This is a genomic window from Mesorhizobium terrae (genome assembly GCF_008727715.1).
Taxonomy (GTDB): Bacteria; Pseudomonadota; Alphaproteobacteria; order Rhizobiales; family Rhizobiaceae; genus Mesorhizobium; species Mesorhizobium terrae.
This window is the reverse complement of the sequence record NZ_CP044218.1, coordinates 4,221,286-4,244,002: the sequence shown is the minus strand read 5'-3', so window position 1 is coordinate 4,244,002 and position 22,717 is coordinate 4,221,286. Positions and strand designations below refer to the sequence as shown.

At 60.1% G+C, this 22,717-nt stretch carries 20 protein-coding genes, 3 pseudogenes and 1 other annotated feature; of the genes and pseudogenes, 10 read left to right on the top strand and 13 right to left on the bottom strand.

The annotated features are described in order from the left end of the window. Positions 1 to 747: 747 nt before the first annotated feature. From FZF13_RS21615 to FZF13_RS21580, 9 genes are all read right to left on the bottom strand, one after another. Positions 748 to 1,236: a hypothetical protein gene (locus FZF13_RS21615; protein WP_024925055.1), complete on the bottom strand. Its 489-nt coding sequence runs from the start codon at positions 1,234 to 1,236 to the stop codon at positions 748 to 750. 66 nt (positions 1,237 to 1,302) lie between these two features. Further along, positions 1,303 to 1,725 (bottom strand): hypothetical protein, encoded by a 423-nt coding sequence (locus FZF13_RS21610; protein ID WP_024925054.1) that lies wholly within the window; start codon positions 1,723 to 1,725, stop codon positions 1,303 to 1,305. Positions 1,726 to 1,858: 133 nt separating this feature from the next. After that, positions 1,859 to 3,931, bottom strand: coding sequence for a ParB/RepB/Spo0J family partition protein (locus FZF13_RS21605; protein WP_024925053.1), 2,073 nt, complete (start codon positions 3,929 to 3,931; stop codon positions 1,859 to 1,861). Positions 3,932 to 4,255: 324 nt separating this feature from the next. Then, entirely contained in the window at positions 4,256 to 4,960 is a 705-nt protein-coding gene (locus tag FZF13_RS21600) for a LuxR family transcriptional regulator (protein ID WP_024925052.1), read from the bottom strand. A 260-nt stretch (positions 4,961 to 5,220) separates the two neighbouring features. Continuing rightward, a complete protein-coding gene (locus FZF13_RS21595; protein WP_161773323.1) occupies positions 5,221 to 8,244 on the bottom strand; it encodes an autotransporter outer membrane beta-barrel domain-containing protein in 3,024 nt (1,007 codons plus the stop codon). A gap of 319 nt (positions 8,245 to 8,563) precedes the next feature. Continuing rightward, positions 8,564 to 8,698 carry a conjugal transfer protein TraD gene (locus FZF13_RS29010; protein ID WP_081766922.1) on the bottom strand — a complete coding sequence of 45 codons (135 nt, stop codon included), beginning with the start codon at positions 8,696 to 8,698 and terminating at the stop codon, positions 8,564 to 8,566. A gap of 534 nt (positions 8,699 to 9,232) precedes the next feature. Continuing rightward, the gene (locus tag FZF13_RS21590; protein WP_024925050.1) at positions 9,233 to 9,925 is read right to left on the bottom strand and encodes a hypothetical protein; all 693 of its coding nucleotides are present in this window, start codon (positions 9,923 to 9,925) and stop codon (positions 9,233 to 9,235) included. Positions 9,926 to 10,286: 361 nt separating this feature from the next. After that, the gene (locus tag FZF13_RS21585; protein ID WP_024925049.1) at positions 10,287 to 10,991 is read right to left on the bottom strand and encodes a LuxR family transcriptional regulator; all 705 of its coding nucleotides are present in this window, start codon (positions 10,989 to 10,991) and stop codon (positions 10,287 to 10,289) included. 153 nt (positions 10,992 to 11,144) lie between these two features. Further along, complete coding sequence (locus tag FZF13_RS21580) at positions 11,145 to 11,525, bottom strand: hypothetical protein (protein ID WP_036265042.1); 381 nt, start codon at positions 11,523 to 11,525, stop codon at positions 11,145 to 11,147. Between the two features lie 289 nt (positions 11,526 to 11,814). Between FZF13_RS21580 and FZF13_RS21575 the strand changes: the two are divergent. Then, positions 11,815 to 12,129: pseudogene (locus tag FZF13_RS21575) on the top strand (IS5/IS1182 family transposase); the annotation flags it as partial. Positions 12,130 to 12,179: 50 nt separating this feature from the next. Here the strand turns inward: FZF13_RS21575 and FZF13_RS21570 are convergent. Further along, positions 12,180 to 12,401 carry a hypothetical protein gene (locus FZF13_RS21570; protein ID WP_024927182.1) on the bottom strand — a complete coding sequence of 74 codons (222 nt, stop codon included), beginning with the start codon at positions 12,399 to 12,401 and terminating at the stop codon, positions 12,180 to 12,182. 364 nt (positions 12,402 to 12,765) lie between these two features. On the opposite strand from FZF13_RS21570, the pseudogene FZF13_RS21565 reads away from it, so the two are divergent. The 4 genes and pseudogenes from FZF13_RS21565 to FZF13_RS21550 form a co-directional block, all read left to right on the top strand. Next, positions 12,766 to 13,059: pseudogene (locus tag FZF13_RS21565) on the top strand (transposase); the annotation flags it as partial. Positions 13,060 to 13,335: 276 nt separating this feature from the next. Then, a complete protein-coding gene (locus FZF13_RS21560; RefSeq protein ID WP_139116395.1) occupies positions 13,336 to 13,932 on the top strand; it encodes a hypothetical protein in 597 nt (198 codons plus the stop codon). Continuing rightward, complete coding sequence (locus tag FZF13_RS21555) at positions 13,929 to 14,129, top strand: hypothetical protein (RefSeq protein ID WP_036255450.1); 201 nt, start codon at positions 13,929 to 13,931, stop codon at positions 14,127 to 14,129. The genes FZF13_RS21560 and FZF13_RS21555 overlap by 4 nt, the downstream gene beginning before the upstream one ends. Before the next feature lie 371 nt (positions 14,130 to 14,500). Further along, the gene (locus FZF13_RS21550; protein ID WP_139116396.1) at positions 14,501 to 14,839 is read left to right on the top strand and encodes a hypothetical protein; all 339 of its coding nucleotides are present in this window, start codon (positions 14,501 to 14,503) and stop codon (positions 14,837 to 14,839) included. Between the two features lie 260 nt (positions 14,840 to 15,099). Here FZF13_RS21550 and FZF13_RS21545 read toward each other — a convergent pair whose 3' ends face one another. Further along, on the bottom strand, positions 15,100 to 15,396 hold the full coding sequence (locus tag FZF13_RS21545) for a hypothetical protein (protein WP_024925859.1): 297 nt from the start codon (positions 15,394 to 15,396) through the stop codon (positions 15,100 to 15,102). Positions 15,397 to 15,832: 436 nt separating this feature from the next. Here FZF13_RS21545 and FZF13_RS21540 point away from each other — a divergent pair, with 436 nt between their 5' ends. The 5 genes and pseudogenes from FZF13_RS21540 to FZF13_RS21525 all read left to right on the top strand — a co-directional run bounded on the left by FZF13_RS21540 (position 15,833) and on the right by FZF13_RS21525 (position 19,623). Next, on the top strand, positions 15,833 to 16,078 hold the full coding sequence (locus FZF13_RS21540) for a hypothetical protein (RefSeq protein ID WP_024925860.1): 246 nt from the start codon (positions 15,833 to 15,835) through the stop codon (positions 16,076 to 16,078). Positions 16,079 to 16,897: 819 nt separating this feature from the next. Continuing rightward, a complete protein-coding gene (locus FZF13_RS29005; RefSeq protein WP_139116397.1) occupies positions 16,898 to 17,224 on the top strand; it encodes a hypothetical protein in 327 nt (108 codons plus the stop codon). Further along, positions 17,169 to 17,684, top strand: coding sequence for a DUF2335 domain-containing protein (locus FZF13_RS21535; protein ID WP_139116398.1), 516 nt, complete (start codon positions 17,169 to 17,171; stop codon positions 17,682 to 17,684). The genes FZF13_RS29005 and FZF13_RS21535 overlap by 56 nt, the downstream gene beginning before the upstream one ends. Before the next feature lie 87 nt (positions 17,685 to 17,771). Then, complete coding sequence (locus FZF13_RS21530; RefSeq protein WP_024925864.1) at positions 17,772 to 18,020, top strand: hypothetical protein; 249 nt, start codon at positions 17,772 to 17,774, stop codon at positions 18,018 to 18,020. 454 nt (positions 18,021 to 18,474) lie between these two features. Beyond that, positions 18,475 to 19,623 (top strand): annotated as a pseudogene (locus FZF13_RS21525) (IS3 family transposase). Further along, positions 18,757 to 18,873: a sequence feature (AL1L pseudoknot), on the top strand. (Overlaps the previous pseudogene by 117 nt.) 926 nt (positions 19,624 to 20,549) lie before the next feature. Here FZF13_RS21525 and FZF13_RS21520 read toward each other — a convergent pair. Beyond that, positions 20,550 to 21,350: a phosphodiesterase gene (locus FZF13_RS21520; protein WP_024925867.1), complete on the bottom strand. Its 801-nt coding sequence runs from the start codon at positions 21,348 to 21,350 to the stop codon at positions 20,550 to 20,552. Between the two features lie 63 nt (positions 21,351 to 21,413). Next, positions 21,414 to 22,709 carry an ABC transporter substrate-binding protein gene (locus FZF13_RS21515; protein ID WP_024925868.1) on the bottom strand — a complete coding sequence of 432 codons (1,296 nt, stop codon included), beginning with the start codon at positions 22,707 to 22,709 and terminating at the stop codon, positions 21,414 to 21,416. Between the last annotated feature and the right edge of the window lie 8 nt (positions 22,710 to 22,717).

Here is a 22,717-nt window from a genome sequence, read left to right as displayed (position 1 = left end):
TATCGCGTCCTCGATGCGGGTCGTGCGACCGGGGACGATCGGCCCTGCACCCGGAGGGCGGAACGAAGTGGAAGACGGCCGGAGACGGCTTTTTTGCCTGGCGATGCAAAGCGCGCTCACGCGCGGCGGAAAAAAGCTGGTGACGGCCGTTGCGGGAAGACGATCGAGGCGATGCTTCAGCGTCGCCGGTCCTCGGTCAGACCCAAACCAATCGAGGACGCCTTTAGGGGCGGCTGACAGGAAAATCGGGAAGAACACGGCAACGGCGACGCCGGTGCATGCCCCAGACACGGCGCGGCTGAATCGAGACGCGTCATCGTCACCCTGATCCTCGATGCCAATGCAAGGAGACGATCTCTGCCGAGGCGAGACCGCGCGCGCCCTTCCGATCTTCGCTCGCCGCCGGCGGCGCCATGATTGGCGAATCTGGAAGGGAGCCACCCGCCTGATGCCGAGCGCTTCTGCTGTCTGCTGAATGATCCGACATTCCCATGCGGCTCAACCCGCATTGTCGAGTACGATGAGGAAACGGCCCAACGCATGAGCCCGTTGCACGGTGATGCAAAGGCGAAACGCGAGATGCGCCGCCCCTGCGGGGCTTCGGAGAAATGGCGTAGCGCCTCTTTGCGTTAGCGGTCGAAGCCGAATGGCGGAAACGCGCCATGGGCGTGGTTCCGGCGCAGCCAAGAACGCGGCCCGAAGGGCAACGTCATCCGAGACAAAGGGACTGTCGAAGGTTCTCGGCTATCAAGGGGTGTAGAGTTCTCGAATGATATTCGTGACGATCTCAAACGGGATCAGAAACAACGGTGGATTGAGAACGGTGTCGCTGCCATGGGCAAACATATTGCGCATTCGGCTCAGATGCTCGATCTTCGAAAGGATCAGGTTCTGTTCCTTGGCCACCCGCAGCAGTTCGTCGAGCATCGCCGGACGCGGCTTTCCGCTCTTATCGACCCTGCCGGCAAATTGATGCCCGATGCGCTCTCGCAGGGCCAATTCCAAACAGGGAAATGTCTGGCTGGCTGCCAAGGTCAGAAGATCATAGGAGAAATAGGCGTAGACATAGACGTGTCGAACCGCATTGTGCGCCCGTCGCACGCTTTCGGGCACGGCCTCCGGAAGCTCGAACGCGCACATGTCCTTGTGCAGGTCCAGAAGCGTGCTCCCTACAAATCCTGCGGTTCCGGCAAAATAGGGATCGGGATCAGTCAGGTTGAGCGCACTCTTGAACACGGCATCTCTCTATGGATTTCGAAAATAGTTGGAGCGCGAAGACAATAGAGCCAGTTGCCATGCAGTTCACGCGCTTTGATCGATCGATTGCACAGTTCCGAGAAGCCGCACCAGCGCCGACACGCCAACGAAGCCGCCGCCAAGGATGCAGAAGATTTGCCGCCAGACCTCGGACGGCACGGCCTCGCGCGTGATGCCGTGGACCAGCGCATAGCCAGCGACGGCGGCGGGCGCGGCGACGACGAGCGCCACCGCAAGGCGCAGGATCGGCGGGCGCACCGTGATGAACAGCACGACCAGCAGCCCATAGGCGGCGACAGCGGCCACAAGTCCGACCAGTCCCGCGCCGATCAGGCCGGAGCCGGAGGCGTAGGCCAGACGCGCCGCTTCCACCGTGAGCAGGAAGGGCAACGCATAGACGGCGAGCGTGTAGGCCAGAACACAGAGGCCGACGATCAGCACGACCGCCATCACCATAAGCGTGATCATCGCAACATCCTCCTGATGCCGATGGCCGGGCGGTCATCGGTCGGTCGCGCGGGGCAATCCCCGCGCGACCACATTTTTTTTGGAAGTCGAGAGGCAGGAAGGCCGGAACCGCTGACGCGATCCCGGCCGGTCGTCACTCCGCCGCAACGGCGAAGGCTTCGGGCTCGCTGGCTTCGTGAGCGTCCTCGGCGTCAGCGCGCGGCGCGTCCGGCTGCTCGTCCGTCAACCATGCGGGCTGCACGGTCCGCATCAGCGGCGGAAGCCAGCCCGTTGCGGCAAGGAGCTGCTCGGCAGCTTCCGCCATCGGCTGCTTCTTCATGGCGGCGATGCGGTCCGCCGCCTCGTTGCTGACCGCTTCGCGCACGGCGGCGAGGATATGCGCCTTGGTGACGCGACCGAGATAGGTCCGCACCGTGGGCGTCCAATGCGCCGTCATGTCGAGGGCTACCGCCGTCGCCAGACTGTCCGCCGTCTCATGGGCGCATGGCTTGCGCTCCCATGGCTGCTTCACCGCGTTGACGGTGAGTGCGGCGCAATGCGCGAACAGCGCCATGACGCTGGCATGGTCGAGCGAGGCAATGAAGCCCCACAACTCCGCCACGTCGCGCGGCATATCCGCCGCCCATGCCGCATGACGATCCGCCAGCGCCTTGCCCGCTGCCGTATCCTCGATGCCGTCCGCGTGTCCGCCAAGATGCGCGGAGGTCGGGCGGATTTCGAGGCAGGTGGCGTCCACGCCGCGATAGAAGGTCTGCGCGGCGAGCGCATGGGTGACGGCGAGCAGGGCCATGTCCGGCTGCTCGCCAAGCGCGAGGCGAAGGCCAAGCGTCCGGTGAGCGGTGAGGTCGCGGATGAGCAGATCGGAGAGCGGCTTGCCGTCTTCCTCCGCTTCCTCGTCTTCCGGCTCAAGGTCGGAACCAAGGTTCCCGCCCTCGTCGTGTCCGCTGTCCTCGATGATCTCGCCATCGCCGCTGACGCGAACGCCGTCATTGACGGTTTCGCTGGTGTCGACTTCCTCCGGCTTCTCGTCCTCGGCACGGATGAAGCCGCGTTCGATGCGGGTTTCTCCGTCATGGGAGAGCACGACGAAGACGCCGCTGCGCGCGATCTCTTGCGCGTCATAGACATGGCGCAGGGCGTCGATGCGCTCGATCTCGGCCTCAAGCTCTCCGAACTTCTGATCGACATCGTCAGGAAGTTCTTCGGCGCTCTCATATTCCGACGACAGCCGATCATATTCCTTCTGTGCGCCGTCGTAGGCGGCAGCGTCATCCTCGGAAAGCTGCACCGGCTGCGGATAGGTGCGGCGCAGGCCGTGAGCGTGGGGATAATCGATATGGACCGAAACCCACTTCCAGCCTTCCGCCTCCTGCACCTGCGATGCGATCCGCTCCAGCTTGTCGATGACAAGCCGGTCCAGCAGCGCGGCGTCTTCGTAGAAGCCGCCGCGATCCTCGGTGAACAGGTCGCGGATGATGTTGCCGCCTGCCTCGGCATAGGCTTGCGCACCGACAAAAATCGCGCGCCGATCCGTTGCCGCGACGTTGGTCTTGGTGAGGTCGCGGCGGATGATCCACGGCTCGCGGTTATGGGACAGGTTCTCGTAAACCTGCTCCTGCCGTGCGTGATCCTCGGTAATCGCGAAGGCCATCAACTGGTCCAAGGTCAAATCGCCGTCGCGATAGACCTGCATCAGCTTGGGGCTGACCGCGCCGAGACGAAGCCGCTGCTTCACCACATGCGCCGTGACGCCGAAGCGCGCGGCGATTTCCTCCGCGCCCCATCCGCGATTGTCCGCAAGCTCGCGGAATCGTTCGAACTGATCCGCAGGCGAGAGGTCTTCACGCGACACGTTTTCGTCAAGGCTGATCTCGGCCGGATCGTTTACTGTGTCGATCACGCAGCGGATTGGTTCGGTCTTCTTGATCTCCTTGCGCTTCACGCGCAGCAACTGCGCCAGCCTGCGGCCTTCACCGATGGTGACGAGATAGAAGCCGGTCGGCTCGCCCTCTGCGTCACGCTCGGGCTCCACCACCAGATTTTGCAGGATGCCCTTGGCGGCGATGCTCGCGGCCTTCGCCTCGATGGACGCTTCGCTATGCGGGGTCTTGCGGGCGTTCTTCGGGTGCTTCTTGAGCTTGTTGAGTGGGATGAAAACCGTCGCGCCATTGTCGATGACGGGAGCGGTGTTTGCGTTGGTGGTCATGGTCTTTCTCCTATGGGCTTGGGTTGGAGCGCAGCGCTGCGCTGCAACCCTGGCCGTCGCCGAGACCGGGTGTGCAAACGGAGGGGTGGCTTCGCGGGGAACCGGCTGCAGGGAGCGCAGCGACCGAAGCTGGGCGGAAGCCCACTCCGAAGTGCGCCGAGGGCTGGCCCTAAGCCCGCTGCCCGGCGTGAGCGCCAGCGGGAGCCGGGCGAGAGACATCGAGCAGGAAGTGCAAAGCCTGAAAGTCGTGAACACGGATGTCCTGATCACCGCATTTCCAGATGCAGCAAGAAGCACCGCGACGGTTGCTGTTCCAGTCACAAGTTACGAAAGTCCCTCCAGCACCAGACGAGCGACGGTCTGCGCGCGCGTCCTGGCGCCGAACTTACGGCGGGCCTGATCGATATGGGTCCTCACCGTGGTCTGGGACACGCCGAGCAGATCGGCGATCTCCCAATCGGTCTTTCCAGCCGCCACCCATCGGATGCATTCCAATTCGCGATGGGTGAGCGCAGCCCGCGGATTGATGACCGGCGCTAGTCTGGTCAAGGCGCGGCATCGCTCATGCGTGAGGAAGGCAAGCTGGTGCAATTCGCCGCGCAGGGCGGGCGGCATGGGTCGCTCCTTGCCCGCCATGGCGACGAGCCCGAAATAGCCGCCCGGTCCGTGGATCGGAACCGACAGCCCGTCCGTCCAGCCCCATTCGCCAGCGGTGTCCCAAATATCCTGTTCGGCGCGCGACAAGGTGCGCACGGCCTTCGCCTCTAGCCAGGTAAAGGGCGCGATGCGCCGTCTGGCTTCGGCTACGGTGTAATCGGCGGCGAGGAAATTGCGCCTAACATAGAGCTCGATCCAGTCAGGCGGCCAGTCCTGGAAGAAGAAATGCGTCTCCGGTCCCATATCAGTCGGCAGGAAGGCGCCGCAAGCGCTGGCAGTATAGCCATGGACAGCGATCCGCTGCTTGAACAACGCCTTGACCGCATCGATCGTCGCGCAGGCCGCAAGCGCGCCGGCGAATTCATCGTCCATCGCTGAACCTATTCCTTTGAACCGGAACGTTGCGATCGCTGCCGAAGCATCGCGCGCAGGCGCCTTCACAAATGCTGCGCCGCTCGATGCTCACCCGCTGCGAACGATGCGGATGGCGTCGCCGCGCTTCAAAATGCGATCCTGAGCCCGACCTATCGCGGCGGGATTGGACGATGCGCTGGTGAACTGGCGACTTCGCTGTTTCTTGACGCAATCGATTGTGTTCCTCAAGGCCGCAATCGTCCTCGCTGTATGATCGGTCAGAACCTCACGCTGAGATTGGCGCGAACCGATTGATCACTGGCGCTGGGGGCGAACTGGCCGCTGTAGGATATGCCGAGGGTCGCGGCGGGTGTAAGGTTGAGATCAAGCCCAGTCTCGATGATTGCGGCATCTCTTGCGATCGGCACACCGGCGACCGTGAAGGGGTTGCCAGCGGAGAAGGCTTGCATTGACAGAGGCGTGGTGTCGCCGAAGGCGTGCCGCCAGCCGAGCGAGCCGCGCGCGGTCAGGTTGATGTCGGCGAGAGCAAAGCCAGTCGAGGCCCTGAGGCCAAGCGTGGTGAACGTCGTATCCATGGTCTGGCCGTTGGCGCGGAGCCCCGCCACGCCGCCCTGTTCGGCAAAGCCGCCGTTGTTGAGGTTTACATAAGCCAGATTAGCGAAGGGTTCGAACGAAGCGACAGGCGTGTCGATGCGGTAGCCGAGATCGCCGAAGGCCTGGAAGGTGCCGGCATCGTATTTGCCCTTCAGGCTATCCGCGAAGCCGGGGAAGATGGCGGAGCGGCTGGTCGAGATATCGTGCCATGTGTAGGTAAGGCCGGTGCGCAAACCAAGAGCCCCCCATTGCGTGCCGCCATAAAGGCCAAGGTGATAGTTGTCGCTCGATCCGGAAGACTGGCGGTCCCGAACATTGAAGCTGGTGCGGCTATAGCCGGCGATGAGGCCGAGCCGCCAGGTCTCGAACACCGGTGTGTCGGCGCCGATCAGGAAACCGCCGGTCGAGCGCTCGAGGCGTGCGGCATTGCCGTCGCTGCTGGTGTGGCCCCAGGAGCCAAAGCCCTGGCCCCAGACGGCCAGGCGGTCGCCGGTGGGGGCGACAGCCTGTGGGCCGCCGGGACCATAGGCCATCACCGGTAGAGAGGATGCGGCAACATCCGCGAAGGCCGAGCGGATGCGGTCGGTCGCGGCATCACGCACGAAGCGGCTGTCCTCGATCAGCGCCGTCTTGGCGCTGGCATAGATCTCGCCCGAAACCGCATCGAAGGCGCGGCGGGCGGTAGGCGCGTCGAGTTGCAGGACGGCCGCATAGATCGGATGGCCCCAACCCAGCGATTCTACCCCACCGCCCGCGGCACGCTGATTGCGCGTGCCGCCGATCGTGGCGAAGTCGGTGCTGTTGCGGTTCAACGTCAGATAAACATTGCTCGGATCGTAAGTGAGGACCGGCGTCAGGAAGGCGAAGTTCGAGGTGGCGCCGGCAAAGTTGCCATTGCGCCCACCAGTGGCGGTGAGGATGGTGTAGGTGGTCGCCGGCGCATAGTTTCCGGCGCTGGCCAGCACCTTGACTGTCCCGCCCTGGATCATTGCTGTGCCCGTGGCGAGGATCTTGTCCGCTTGACCTGCTGCGTTGGCTTCAACCTCGTAAATCGAGCCAGGCGCGAATGTGACATTCCCGGTGACGTTGAGTGTGCCAATCGAGTTGCCCGGCGCGATCGTACCGCCGGCGTTCACCGTGGTCGAGCCGACGGTGCCGCTACCGGCAAGTATGCCGCCCGAACTGACCGTGGTCAGCGCCGAAGTGGCGATGGAGCCATCGACCACGAGAGTGCCAGCGTTGATCGTCGTAGCGCCAGTGTAAAGATTGGTCCCGGTCAGACGGAAAACGCCCGTCCCCACCTTGGTCATGCTGCCGGAGCCGCCGATGGTACCCGATAACGTGGTCGAGGCGTTATCGGCTCCTGTCGTCAGAGTGCCGGCGCCTAACGTGACATTGCCGGCGCCAGCGAGCGAACCGATGGCCTGGTTGAAATTATTGAGATCGAGCGTTGCAGCGCCATTCACCGTATGGGCAGAATTAGCCGAGAAGGCGTTCGCATTCGCGGCCTGCAACACGCCGGCGGAAACCAGCGTCGCGCCACTATAGTTGATCGTGGAACTGAAACCACTCCCTGAGGTTTGTAGCGTCAGAGTCCCGCTCCCGGTCTTGGTCAGTCCGCCGGTCCCGATGATCGAACCGAAATAAGTGCCATTCTGGTTATCGCCGCCGATCGTGAGCGTACCTGCGCCGAGATCTATGGTCGGAAGCGCCCCAGGGAGGAATGCGAAGGACGTGAAACTGTCGAGCGAGGCGATCGTCTGGTTGAAGCCGTTGAGCTTCAACGTGGTGTCTCCATTCAGTGTAAAGCGCGAATTAGGCGACAGCACGTTGGCGGCGCCCGTCTGCAGCATGAGCGTGAATGAGGGCCCCCCTGATGCCCCAAGTAAGAAGGTACCCCCCGTATACGTCGTCGCCCCGCTGAGTGTTAGATTTTGGCCTCCACCGAACATTACAAAGTTGCCCGACCCTGAGATCGTGCCGGCGAACGTTCGCGGCGCGCTATCGCCGCCAAAGAGAGTAAAAGACGTGGACGGATTAGCATGGTTCACGATAGTACCCGCACCCGACAGATTCGCGACGCTCGCGCCTCCAGCCGCAATGTTGACGGTGGTGCCAGGATTGGTCACTAGCAACGACCTTGGCGCAACCAAGGGATCGCCCGAAACGAGCCCGCCGAAATTCACTGTCCCTGACGTAACGGTCGTATTGCCGAGATAGTCTCCTATAACGTTGCTGAGCGTGACGGCGCCTGTCGTTGCGACACTGAGACCGAAATTTCCGCCAATCGCAATCCCGTCGAGAGCGCTGTTCTTCAGATTGATGGAGACTGGAACGACGATCGCAGGCAGGGGGCTTGCGAGCGCAATATTCCCGATCAGACCCGCCTGAAGCACAATGGTATTGCTGCCGGGCGTTGCATTGCTGTCGATGATCGCCTGACGCAGCGATCCGGCGCCAGAGTCGTTTGTGTTCGTGATCGTAAAATTCGCTGCTCGCGCAGGGTCCGCGCCCAAAGCCGCGCCGCATAGTGCGGTACTGATCAAAAAGCCTCGACGGAACAAAGTGCTCGGCGCACAGCGAAAAATGCCGTTCAGAAGGGTGATCGAGAGCAGCCGCCCGCGCTCAATGGTCGCGACCAATAACCGTCGGATTGTCTCGAAAGAAATATCTGCTGGAACCTTCATATTCGTCCTGGTATTGAAATATGAGGCAGAGCGCTTCCTCAGCGTCCAAAGCTGCGATTCGCTCTCGGCAAATGCAAGCGATCCCCACTGCCAAGAGCGGAAAATTCGGGGGACACTACCGACACTTGATACGTGACATGAGCCTTGGCTTACCCGTGTGATCGTGCAACCAGTTGTTCTCGCTAGATACCGGATCGAGCTTTGGAAGTTTGGCTGTTTCCGCCAACTCGTAGACAACCGTACGTTTTCTAGACGATGCACCAAGCGCGCGGCGATACTCCTGAAAATATTATCACCTCTACTTAAAGGCGGCGCGCTCTCAATCATTCCAGAACGCCTGCTTCCCCTTCGCGGGCCGGAGCGCCCGCGACCGTTTGCCCACATCGCTTTGGAGCTTGTCGGCCATCCAGAGCAATCCGCCGAGGATGGTGGCGCGCTCAGCGCTAGCAAGGATGCGCCTGCCAGCATGGCGCCCGCCCGCGCAGGATCACAGGTTGCGCCCTTGGGGGCGACCGCGCGTTCTCCAGCGCGCATCACGCCGTTCGTGCAATGCTGGCATCGGCCATTGCCGCCGCATAGGTTGCACACACGCCCGTCGGCTTGAACCCCGGATCCGCTGCACCCGGCGCAGCGCGCGGAGCCATTACAATAATAACAGGTAGCCATCGCCTCGCCCTTTGATCATGAAACAACGCACGTCACCCAAGGCGACAGACGCGCAGTCGACTACGGTAACTAAGGGATGATGATGTGGTCGCGGTCGTCGGCGGTTCTTCAGCAATCGGCATTTACGGCCGTTTACCCGCCCCCTCCTTGCCGACATTTACACCCCCTGGAATCAAATCCATAAAACGAGGATCAAAATCGCGATTTTCGAGAGGGATGTCTCTCCTCGAAAACGAGGAGGCGAGCGCAAAAATCCGTGCGTTGATCGACGTTTCGCCCCCTCGCGCGTCGCCTGCGCGCCTCAGCCATACAGGCGAACGGATCAGGCGGCTTTCTTCCGGGTCAAGAGGGACGTCAGCACCGCCACCCAATCCCATTTGATCAAGGCCGTCGCAAGCGGCGCATAGGCCAGCGCGACGGCGGACATCGCGCCGGTGCTCTCCCAGAACGAACGCGCCAGGCGCGCATAGCCGGCGGGCCATTCCGGCTCGGTGTCGGGTAGGAAAAGCCAGCGCCAGAGAAGGGCGATGGCAACGCCGAGCGGCACGCCGGCCATGCTAATGCCAAAACCAAGGGCTTTTCCGACATGGCGTTCGGCCCTGCCGGCGACGATCTGCACCGCCAGAATAACGCCGATGATGATGGGCCAAAGTGCATGGGCGATCAGATAGCCGCCCCATGCGATACGCAATTCAGCGTTTAGCGAGAAAAACCAGAACGGTGCGGCGCAAGGCAAAATCAAGACGGCGAACATCGCGAAGCCCGCCAGCGGATACAGAATATCCTTGGTCCTGGCGCGCTCGTCGAGCCACGTGAACCAGCGGCGGGTGCTCTTCAGGGTTACTTCGAGTCGCGCATCACCGTCGGCGTCGACGACGATCGTCCACTTGGCGACGGTGAACTTGTCCGCAACGCCCGCGAGTTCAAGCGATGCGCCGACCTCGAAAGCCGAGGAAAAGCCGCTAGCATCCTGAGACCAGTCAGGCTTCTCCGCCTGCCTCAGAACGATGCGCATAATGTGCTCCCTCCTCAAAAAGCGATCCTGAGCCCGACTTGTCCGGCGTGGCTCGTCGAGGCGCCAAAGCGAGCGCGGCATGCTCTCGCGACCGAAGCCGCCAGCGGGTCAGCGAGCGCCGCCATCGAACAGAGCGCCGACGCTGCCAGCAGGACGGCGTCGGGCGCCCGCATGGCCCGAGCGTCTCTGCTTTCCCACTAGATCCGGACAGTCTTCGCCCTCCTCGATGTTTCGCAACGCACGCTCCCAAAAATCAAACTCGCAAACAATCTCGGCTCAAAGTCGCGGGTTTTCAGCGCCGCGTCTCTCCTCGAACACGAGGAGGAGTGACAAAAAACATCCCCGCCCGTTCCCTCGCGGATTACGACAGTCCGCTTAGCACCAGGCGCGCGACCGCCTGCGAGCGCGTCCTAGCGCCCAGCTTGCGGCGGGCCTGATCGATATGAGTCCTCGCTGTGGTCTGCGATACGCCGAGCAGGCGGGCGATCTGCAAATCCGTTTTGCCGGCCGCCACCCAGCGCAGGCATTCCAGCTCCCGATGGGTGAGCGTCGCCTGCGGATCGGTCACTGGCGCAAGACCAGTCAAAGCGCGGCAGCGTTCATGCGTCAGGAAAGCAAGCTGTTGCAGTTTGCCGCGCAGCGCGGGCGGCATGGGTTGCTCCTTGCCAGCCATGGTGACGATCGCGAAATAACCGCCCGGGCCGTGGATCGGCACCGACAGCCCGTCCGTCCAGCCCCATTCGACGACCGTATCCCAAATGTCCTGTTCGGCGCGCGACAGGGTGCGCTCGGCTTTCGCTTCCCGCCAGGTGAATGGCGCGATGCGCCGTCGCGCCTCGGCGACCCCATAGTCGGCGGCGACGAAATTGCGGTTGACATAGAGTTCGAGCCAGTCCGGCGGCCAGTCCTGGAAGAAGAAATGCGGCTCCGGGCCCTTGTCGGCCGGGAGGAAAGCGCCGCATGCGCTGGCGGTATAGCCGTGGGCTGCGATGCGCCGCTTAAACAAGGCTTTGACCGCATCGATCGTCGCGCACGCCTCAAGCGCGGCGGCAAACTCATCCTCCATTACCTAACCCCTACCTCCGCCGAATGGAGGAATGCGAAGATTACCAAAGCATGACGCGAGAACCGCCGGGACACCTCAAGCGCATTAACTCGCGCCCGACATCGAATCACGGGCCTGTCCCACGGTGTGCGAAACTCCTATTGACTTGATGGTTTAACCTCTTTTGGCGTCGCTGAGAGCGGTCGGGGAAGGTTTGCGATCGTAGCTGACCGGCTTGCGAGCCTCCAATGCCTGACGGACGTAGTCGCGGATCGCTGTCCCTGCTTCAGAGAGCGGAATGAAAGGTTCGTCGGCGTCTTCCCGCGACGGCGCGTCGATCGCCGTATCGGGGATCCGGTGTCGCACCCACCGGCCTTCGCCGTCCATGATTAGGCGATTCCGGGTGACGAGGTGTTTGAGGCGATATTGGAGAGTGCGCGGCGGGACGGGGGTTTCCAGAGCGCGCAGAATCTCCGGCGCCAACAGACCATTGGGGCTGCGCCGCATGGCGTCTTCGATTGCTGCCGGAGCTATCTCTGGGACATGGTTTGCCAAAGCGGCCCTTCCTGCGCGTAGAATCTAGACGCAAGAATGACGTGGATGGGCCCAAGAATCAAGATTATGCGCAAGAGTGAGGCTAGGCGCAATCATAGTTGCGCCGAGCTAGGGCACCGATCCGCACGACGTCTTTATGCCCGGAGCCAGCGGTTACTACATTTAGGAGGGGGTTAGAGGGTTATTGCGTAGAAGTAGTTCTCATCATCACCCGGTGCGGCGCGCCATAACAGCGCTCGGATGCCGAAGTGCCTCGTAACGCTTAAATCAAAATGTTGATCGAAGCGTCCAGCTTCTATCCTGCGATCACTTCTCGGTCGACGGCACACTAATCGAGGCCTGGGCGTCGACGAAGAGCATCGAGCCGAATAGCTCGGATGAGCCGCCGGCTGGCGGCGGCGGGCGCAACGCGGAAGCGAACTTTCATGATCAAAAGTGGTCGAAAGAGACGCATTTCGCGATCACCAATCCCGAGCCAAGCTCAACCGCAAAGGCAAGAAAGCCGACCTTTGTTTCATAGGGCATGGGCTGATGGAGAACCGCCCGTGGGCTTCTGGTCGATGCCTGCCTGACGCCGGCTGATGGTCAAATGAAAAAACCTGCTCCGGAGACCGGAGCAGGTTAAGAATTGGGAACCGTGAAGCTCCCGTCAGATCACTTGCAGTCGTTGAGAAGCTTCAGTGCCTTCTCTGCGTCGGCCTTGGTGGCGTAGCTTTTCTTACCGGCATCCGTCAGCTTGGTGCCGTCCGGCTTCTTGTCGACGATTTCGCACTTTTTGGTAGCGGCAGATTTGGCGACGTAGAACTCGGCAGCAGCAAAAGCCGGTATGCTGAATACAGCGACAGCTGCGGTCGCGAGAACAATCTTACGAAACATCTTCCATCTCCATGAGCCATCTAGCTTACAGGGATTTACGTACGCCATCCTCTGTGGAAGGATAGCGGACATTTCGTGCAGATTTAGCACAGAACAAAAATAGCTCGTCGATACAGTGGCAAGATAAAAGCGCGCGCATTGCGCGTCGATCGAGCGGTTGTTTGTTCTGGGGCTGGCATGCATCGCACGTTGCCTTGTTTGAGGGGGCAATGTGCGCGCACACGTCAAGATTTTGAAAAAGCAAATCTTTTCATACGTTTTGAGGCAAGAGGAGAGCCAACGCCTTCAATTGCATCGGACCGAGATCAATCAACTGAACCGCGCCGGGTTGATCGGAGGCTCCAACTCCTGAGAAGGTTGAGCCATGACAAGCAAGACGACCAACAAATTCTCCCCCGAGGTTCGCAACCGCGCGGTTCGGATGGCGCTGGATCACGAAGGCAAGCACACCTTGCGATGGGCGGCGGCCTCATCGATCGCGGCCAAGGTCGGCTGCACGGTGCAAACGCTGCATGAGTGGGTGAAGAAGGCCGAGCGCGAAAGTCGCGTTCGAGTCGGCGTGCTGACGGATGTGGCGACGAAACTCAAGGCTTTGGAGCGCGAGAACCGCGAACTCCGTCAGGCCAACGAGATCCTTCGCAAGGTTTCCGCTTATTTTGCCCAGGCGGAAGTGCCAAGCGAGGGTTATCAATTACTTGCGGAAGGTTAGGGCAACGATTTTTCACGTATTTTGAGCGCAAAATCCCTAACCTTTACGCCCGATTTTCCGTGTCTGACTAGCACTAAGCAGCCGCCCGGATTCAGTATTGATACCCCCGCTATTTTCTCCCCAGGCCACTAATTGCAAGGATTGTGCGGTCTGCTGCTTCGGACCAATCGACATCGCGATTCATTTCGCCATCCTTTTCACGCGGGGGCGAATGGAGGAATTCCAATGTCGCTAGCTCGTGCTTCCAAGTATGCAAATCTCGCCTCTCGAATGCGCGCACAGTGCCACGCCAGAGGTGCAAATTGGTCAGGAGACGCGCTCTGGACCGAAGCGGAAGACGCCATATGTCGAAAATTGCATCCAGACTATGAGGCGCTGCAGATCGCCCTTCCGCGCCGAACGCTGTGCGCAATTCGGTTCCGCTGCCAGGTTTTGCAGCTGACCTCTCCGGCCAAATTCTGGACGGGCGATGAGCAATCTCGCCTTCGCAAGATGTATCGAACATCGACTTCCGATGAACTCAAAGCCGCGTTTCCGGATAGATCACGCGGCAGCCTAGAGCACCGCGCAATGAAGATTGGAATCGTACGCGCGCGGCGGCCATACCGACCCACACGTGACCTACTTCTGGATGAGTTGCGGGCTGAGTGCTTCCGCCAGAACATCACTATGCCAGACCTTGACGTGATCGCGAACGGCAAGGGGTATTTCAAACGAAAGGCCTGGGGTGGACCGCACGGTTGCATCGATATGAACCGGATCGTGAAGGCCATCAGAGAACTTGGTGGCAAAATCTCAGTACGTTGGGAGGACGACCTATGAGAACGGGTCGGGCGGCCATAGAGGCGGAAATAGAGCGACTTCTGACCTTACTCGATAATTTGGACGGCGATGCTGATTTCGAGCCTGAACCCCTTGAAGAGCAGCACGATCCGGAAGCCGAACTGACATGGGCCAATGGTTTAGCACCAGGTTGGTTCGTAGTAGCCGAGCGCGCCCGACGGAAGATCAGGAACTGATTAGAGAAGCCCAGCTTGAAATTTCACAAACACATGATCCGCCGGTGCGGCTATCATTTCGATAGCCGCCCCTTCCGCAACCAACAATGGCGTTGTCTCATGGAGATTTCATGATCCGCCGTAGCACCAAACTCACCATCGCCATGGTCATTGGCGGCCTGATCTGGCTGACGCTGATCGTCGGGCTCGCTGGGTCGATTTGGTCATTGCTCGAATGATCCGCCCCGACGCTCGCTTGATCATCGCCATCGCCTTTGCGATGGGCGCCGCTGTTGGCTTGTGGAAGGCTGTTGCGTGGGTTTTGGAGCTGTTCTAGCAACTTGTTGGGCAGAGGATCGACTAATAGCGCGGCAAGATCTCAGGGGGAATACATGATCCGCGCGATAGCTTTGATTGTCGTTGCTTTGGGCGTAACTGGATGCGGAATGTCACGACATAGCTTCGTGGCAAATCAGGCCAAGATGCAAACTGATCCTGCCTTTTTGAAGCGCACCATTGCAGACTGCCTCATCTATGCGAACTCAGAGCCCTTGGAAAATCAGAAGCGTTTCGCAGCGCGCCATAAGATTCCGTTGCGCGATGTCGCGCCTGTCGCCTGTAAACGCTTCGTGAACGGATTAGTTCAGAACCGCTACACGTATGAGAAGTATCGCGAAGGGATCAACGCGGGAAAAGGTTTTGATTTCTTTCAGGTCGCAGATTCTTTGTGATCGAGCAGGTTGAATGGGCTAGCCGCCCTAGGGCACGCGGAGTGGGAAGATCATGCCACCTTGGAAACGAGGATTGATGTGGCTGGAGTTGCGAAAGCCAGATCTTCCCGGTGTCGCTTTGATCTTGATCGTGGTGGCCGGTCTCGTTGTTGCTGTTGCCTGGTACGGACGCCAAACCGGCGAGCATCTCGCGGACCCCAACTGGCCCTGCTTCTACGGCCCGAAGGGCGTGAACTGCAAATCAGAGCCCCAATAGTCAACTAAACGAGAACATAGTTGTCGTCTCGGTAGTCCAGCGTCTTACCCACGAACCTGACAAAGTCCTCTTCCGCAACGGAGAGAACGTACTCGTATCCATTATCGCTACGTAGGATGTGCGCAATCTCGTTTCGCTGCGCCTCGGTGAACGCTCCCATTAGGACGCCGCTTGGGACAATTCCGTTGTTGAGTTCTGAATCAACCCACATAACCGCGGGAATGCACTCCACGCCTGTTCGCGCTTTAATACGATCGAGGCCCAGCGCTATTTGCGCCCGAGCAGCGGCGGAGATTTTCATTGGTGATTTCAACATCGCGTCAGCCCCAGGCGTTTCCGTCAATCATCAAGAGTGGCCTTTGGCCTCAGCGTAAGCGTTCGACTTCGGCGCCGGCTTCTCCGCTGGCAGATTGGCATAGATTGCATCACACTTGTCGTAGGCCGGTATCGATTCCTTGGGCGTGCAGCCGTTCCGGCGAACGATTGCCTCTATCAGTTTCCCTGGCGGCCGGTCGCCACCTACCTCCAGCATTTTGAGTTTGTCATAACGACGTTCATTTCGCACGTATCGCACGACACCGGATGAGGTTGGTCTTTGGCTTTCCGGAACATGGGATGACGTGAAACACATACAGCGCCGGTTGCCGGCGAATATGCTGGTCATAGTCGATACGCCGAAGAAACCATGATCGAGGGCTGATCTTTGATTGCGCGAGGTTTGGCGCTAGATTGCAACCATGTGGTTCAATCCGCCTACGCGCCAAGAGCCCTACCTCGACCGGCAGATAGACTGCCAGGAAGCACTTGAGCCGGGTTTTCAGATCCTCAGTGAAGAGATGATAGCCGCTGGCCGGAGCCGTGACGAAATCCAGTTAGCCTTCGTGAATCTGTTGGCAGCCCACGACCGCACCCAGGAATCAAATGCAGAGCAGGAGGTCGAACTTGCCTTCATGTGCGCTCAAATGCGGTTACCGAAGCCATGAGGGCTCCACTTCGAAGGCCCTACTTTCCGCCGCTCAGAAAAGGCGATGCCAAAGCGGTACTCATTACTTCAGTCATCGCAGCCGGATTGAGCGCGGCAATGATCTACTACGCCAGTGAACTGCATCGGCTCCAAGCAAGAGTGAACCATGGCTTCGGTCCAGAATGGGACTGCCTCCGGCCTGACAAGGGCGATCCCATTTGCACACGGGCAAAACCTCACGAGCCGGCGCCAGGGACAAACTGAGATACGCGCACTCATTCAGCGAGGCAGGAAATGAAATCCTCGTTCACCAGCGAATACTGGGCACCGCGGCTGTTGAGCGTCCTCAGAATGGTTTGCGGCTACATAGTCCTATTTAACGGATGGGAGCGGATTCGCGAGAACCCTCCCGTTGTATTTACTGGCGCGACGGACTCGATTGAAGCGATTTTGTTCTGGGTCGGACTAGCCTGTGGGGCGCTGCTTCTCGTTGGGCTATTCACGCGATTGGTGGCGACATTCTTGTTTCTGGTGACCGCACTAAAATACGCACTCTTTACGGTCGTCTATGGGCACTATCCGCCCCTCATTTTCGATGATCGCCTACTACTGTTCTGCTTCGTTTTCCTGTTCATATCCGCCGCCGGCCCTGGTCAGTGGGGGCTCGATGCTCTGCGAGGTAGGCAAGGGTAAAGAACCAACACTCTGAAAAAGGACAAGGTCGCTAAGGGCTGCGGCAGGAATCGATACCTTCGCCCAGTTCATAGAAACGATGGACGGAATGATGCCCGAGGGGCTGAAGGCGAAACGGATTCCTCGCTGATAGCGAGATAGGCAGATGACGGAATTGTTGCAAAGTCCTTACAGAACGTTAATTTGTTTTTCACGTTGGGGGGGCATATCTATGGGTATGAGCAAACAGGGACCAGCAAATCCAATGAAAGCGGATGCCTTTAAGAAGGGCTTCCTGCGGGGGTTTTCTGCGCCTTTTGGGTTCTTTGCTCCAGTTGAGATTCGCCGCCCTACGCAGTTCAACGGCAGCGTTGCGAAGGCGTGGGCAGATGTTGGCCGCGCGTTGTCGAACGCGACATCTGATCAGGGCGCCTTAATTGAGCAAAAAACCGGCAAGCAGCCCCCCCGCAGGCAGCGAAGAAAAGCAGCCTAATCTTCCTGCGACAATCAAAGAAGAAATAGATCGCGAGATCGGCTCGCTGGTCCCTCAAGGCCAGCGAACCGAAATAATTATGCGCCTCGCACGCGTGATGACCAGTGAATTATTTGCTGGTCCGATAGCGCATCCGAGACATTTGCGTGAGTATGAAGCGATACTTCCGGGCTCGGCGGAACGTATCGTCTCGATGGCTGAGAAAGCTCAGTCACACAATCAAGCCATGGAATCGGCGATTGTGAAAGGTTCGATCCGGACCAGCCATTATTCCATGTATCTCGGATTCGCGGCGCTAGTGCTTCTTATCTTGACAGCGGTGTATGCGGGCATGCACGGCAACAATGTACTCGCAGGACTTTTGCTGGGGACCGGCGTACTTGGCGGAGCTGCGACATTGATCCGAGGTAGGGCGAACAACGGCAATGGAAATAGCGCCGGAAAACCAGAAAAAGGCTAATCGTCACTGAGCCCGACTTCCACGGGCACACCGTCGTCTAGAGTTATGACGATGCGGCTGAGAGCGTCAGTCTCCTAATTTGTGTTTATGACCCCGGCTCCGGTCAGGGTTTTCGTTTCTGCTGCCGGTGGCTATATTCTCGCTATGTTGAAAGAGGTCTACAGCCGCATTCGCGAAGGACTTGAGGAGGCTCTTGCCTGGAGCCCGGGCGAGATTGCGCTGCCTGTGACTGACTATTCTACCGGATCTCCCATCACGACCGTGCGCGATCGGGGCGCACCGGTGAAGATCGGAGATCAACATGCATCACAAGCGGAAGAAGCCGAAAAGCGCTAGGGCCGGGTGCCTTATGTGCAAGCCGTATAAGGCGAACGGTATTTGCCCGCGCCATCTGAATATGCGGATTGGCAATCTGCGGCGGTATCAGGCCGGTACAGACGCGCTGCGCTGCGAGCGCATTCGATAGCACCCAAACGCAAAAGGCCCGCCCCGGCGAACCGGAGCGGGCTTGTTGCCTGAGAGCGCTTGCCAACGGACAAGCGCGCGGCCGAATAGCTGCAATGTGCGGGTTAGGCAAGCTTTCGACGATCAACCAGATTGGCTCGAAGCCCGATTGGCGAGAGCGATCCGCTTAATAAGCAGTCCAAAATACGCGCCAGCCGCACCCGCGAGCATGATCCTGGTTCTCTCGCTATCGAAAATGCCCACTAGGAACTTGGCAGTTGGGGAAGCCCACGCTTTGAACCGCGCCGGGTTTGCCGGAGGCTTCAACTCCTGAGAAGGTGGAGCCATGACAAGCAAGACGACCAACAAGTTCTCTCCCGAGGTCCGAACCCGCACGGTTCGGCTGGTTCTAGATCACGAAGGCGAGCATGCCTCGCGGTGGGCGGCGGTTTCGTCAATCGCCGCCAAGATCGGCTGCACGGCGCAGACGCTGCATGAGTGGGTGAAGAAGGCCGAGCGCGACCGGTGTGCGTGCCGGTGTGCCTACGGATGTGGCGACGAAGCTGAAGGCTTTGGAGCGCGAGAACCGCGAGCTTCGGCAGGACAACGAGATCCTGCGCAAGGCGAGCGCGCATTTTGCCCAGGCGGAGCTCGACCGCCGGTTCGAGCGATGATCGCGTTCATTGACGATCACCGCGAGGCGCATGGGGTCGAGCCGATCTGCAAGGTGTTGCAAATCGCTCCGTCGACCTACCACGACCATATCGCCAAGCGCGTCGATCCCTCTGGGCTATCGGCTCGGGCGAAGCGGGATGAGGCTTTGAAGGATGAGGTCCGACGCGTGTTCGAGGCGAACTTCCGCGTCTACGGCGTTCGCAAGGTCTGGCGGTAGTTGCGGCGCGAGGGCTTCGATGTCGCCCGCTGTACCGTTGCCCGCCTGATGAGGGTCATGGGCCTTGAGGGCATCATTCGCGGCAAGCCGCTCCGCACGACGGTGAGCGACAAGGCCGCACCTTGCCCTCTCGATCAGGTCAACCGCCAATTCCATGCCCCGGCGCCGCACATGCTCTGGGTCTCCGACTTCACCTACGGCGCGACCTGGACGGGCTTCGTCCTGGACGCTCTGGAACAGGCCCTCCATGATCGGCGGTCGATCCATCGCGGCGGGCTCGTGCATCATAGCGATAGAGGCAGCCAATACATCAGCATTCGATACACCGAGCGCCTGGCGGAGGCTGGCGTCGAGCCCTCTGTGGGCAGCGTCGGCGACAGCTACGACAATGCTCTCGCCGAAACCATCAACGGTCTCTACAAGGCCGAGGTGATCCACCGACGCGGGCCATGGCGCTCATTCGAGGCCGTCGAGTTCGCAACGCTGGAATGGGTAGACTGGTTCAACAATCGCCGGCTGCTGGAGCCCATCCGCAACATCCCGCCGGCCAAAGCCGAGGGACGCCACTATGCCAGGCCGGAAGAGCCAGCCATGGCGGCGTAACTCAAACGAAACAACCTCCGACAAAACCGGGGCGGTTCAGTCGAGGTGTGGAACCTCACGCTGCTATTGGGATTGATATCGTCCAGGCCAGCGTGCTGCAGCCACGTAGCCCAGTCCATGCTGAAGTTGTCGTGGATGAGCGTATGGTATCCGAGGTCGCCGGGGGTATCTATGGCTGAAAAGGTACAATGCCAAGCGCATGGCGAGCGCGAGGCTACATTCGTATGTCGCCATATTGTTGACTCCTTGGACACCCGGCGGGCCGTTGGCTTCTATTGGTCTAGGGATCAGCTCGCATCTCGACCCGACGCATGGTGCACGGAATGCGAGCGCATTCGCGTGGCGGAAGGCGGCGAGTGGAGCGATAAGGCTATCGAGTTTGCCCAAGTCAAGCTCCTGTGCGGGGGATGCTACGACCGGGCCAAAAGCATCTGGCTCGAGGCGCGCCGCGCTGATACGGAACGAGAGTGCTAGGTGTTTGATCCCGAGGTTTTATGGTGCGCTATGGGACAGGTTCTTCACGACTGCGCCACAACGACAGACCGTCGAGCAATACAAAATAGTCAAGAGAGCCTGAGGGCGCTGTCCAAGCGCTAAGGGATCAACCCGAAGACCGTTACAAAATGGGAAAAGCGCGGTTCGGTGCCCCTCGTAGGGACGACACTTGGGAGTTGCCGCGACCGGGAGCAGCAAGTCTCGATTCTCACGAAAGGAGGGCCCTAGAGGACTATGGCGTAGACATAGTTCTCATCTTCGCCCGGTGCGGCGCGCCAAATACCGCCAACCATACTCCACAATACGCTATATCCGCCGAGACTACGCTCATACAAAGAGCGGCAGCGTGTGCGGCTGTGAGTGGCTATTGTACACCCCTGTCGCCGAGCACTGGACCGTCCCGCCGTTTGAGTCGCTACAGACAGGCCGTTTCAAGGTCCGGCGCAGGGTTGTGTTCGTTCGGTAGGCTCTTCGCCGACCTCCACGCTATAGGACCGCAAGCCGTGGTCATCGAGCATGATGATCCGATAGCAGGGATATCCTTTCGTCCACCATGGATTGGGCGTCCCGATATCCGTGATGAAGCGATGCGAGCACGACTGGCCGGAACTGTAGGAAATGCCTGTGGCGGTCGTCCCCATCATCGGCACGTGGATATGCCCGAAGACAATGTGGCGCACACCCGACGCATGTGCGGCGAACCTCTCCATCAGCGCGCCGCCGTCATGCAGCCCGATATGGTTGAAATGGGCGATGCCGCAATCGAACGGCGGATGGTGGATGAAGACCGTCACCGGTTTGTCGCCTGCGCTGCCAAGCGCTCCGTGCAGCCAGGCGAGACGCATCTCGTCATAACGCCCGCCGATCAAGCCGGGCTCATGGCTGTCGAGAAACAGCAGTCGCCCGTGATCGGTGTCGAGCCAGGATTGAACGAAGCCATGGTCGTCGCGCGGATGCTGCGGGAAGGCCTCGATGAAGGCGGCGCGCGCGTCATGATTGCCGAGCAGCAAGCGAACCTCGAAGGGCACCGCGGCAAGAATATCGCGCAGCAGCGCATAGGCTTCCGGGTCGCCGAAATTGCAGAGGTCGCCGGTGATGACCAAGAGGTCGGCATCGGTATGTTTGACGACAATGTCGGCCACCGCTATGCGCAATTGCTGTTCAGGGTCGACGCCATGGACGATGACGCCCGATGGCATCAGATGCGCGTCGGTCAGGTGGATGATTTTCATATGGTTGTCCGGAAGCTGGGCCTGCGGGGACGCTTCTCCCCGCAGGCCATCGATCGAGAATGATCAGTGCATCAGTGCGTTGGTCTGATCGACAATCTGCTTCAGGCCGGCTTCCGGCGTCACCTCGCCGCGCATGACGGCGCCGATGATGTCGCGCTGGGTGCGCCAGATGCGGACCGAGTCCCCGCCTGGATAACCGGCCCAGGGCAGCGAGCGGTCGGCCTGAAGCGAAGCCGTCTTCACATTCGGATGCGCGGCATAATAGGGCTCGAGATAGTCAGACCCGGTAGCGAGCTTGTTGGTCGGCAGATAACCGGTGATGCGCACGATGACGTTCTGCGCCTCTGGGCCGGTGACGAACTTCACATATTCCCAGGCTGCATCCTGCCGCGCCTTGTCCTGCGTCAGGATGACCGCCGAATTGCCTCCGGTCGGCACGCCGCCGTTCTGCGGGTTATCGAGCGGGAAGGTTGTCGTCTTCAGGGGGAAGCGCTCGCCGACAAGACCTTCGATCGTCTGAACGTGGGCCGGCGTCGAGAAGATGAAGCCGGTGAGGCCTGCACCGAATTGCTGGCGTGACTGGTCCCAGTCGAGCAGGTTCTGACCGCCATCAGTCACGAACTGGCGGAACAGCTTGAGCGCGTTGAGGCCGATCTCGTTGTCGAAGGCGACCTTCTTTGTCGTCTCGTCCACCAGCTTGCCGCCCTGCTGGTAAATCGCCGCCTGCCACAACCAGTCATCCGGCCAGCCATTGATGTCGTAACCCATGCCCGAAACCTTGGGGTCGAGTGCGTGGATCTTCTTTGCCAGCTCGATCAGTTCGGGGAAGGTCTTGGGCATGCTGTCAGGGTCGCCACCAGCCTTCTTCACCAGATCGGCATTGATGTACATGATCGGCGAGGAGGCATTGACAGGCAGTCCGTACTGAATGCCATTGACCCGACCGAGCGCTGCCAGCTTCGGGCTGAAATTCCTGTCGAGGAATGCCTGCCCGCCCTCTGCGTCGATATAGGGCTTCAGGTCGGTGATCTGGTTGCGCGGGGCAAGCGTGTTCACCAGTTCGGCGGTCAGGTTGTAGCCGGAAAAATAGACGTCGGGCAGGTTGCCCGTCACCGCCGAGCGCAGCACCTGCTGCTGGCCTTCGTTGTAGCCGGGAGCCGGAGCGAGGAAGTTGATCTTGATGTTCGGGTGGTTCTTCATGAAGGTTTCGGCCAGCGGCTGGTGAAACTTGGTGAAGCCCGGCAGGTTGTAGAGAACGTTCAGCGTCACCTCTTCCGCCGCGAAGGCGATGCCAGGAAGCGAGACGACAGCCAGTCCGAGGGCGAGGCCGCCCAATGCGCTGCGGCGTGTAATCTTCATTGTGGTGT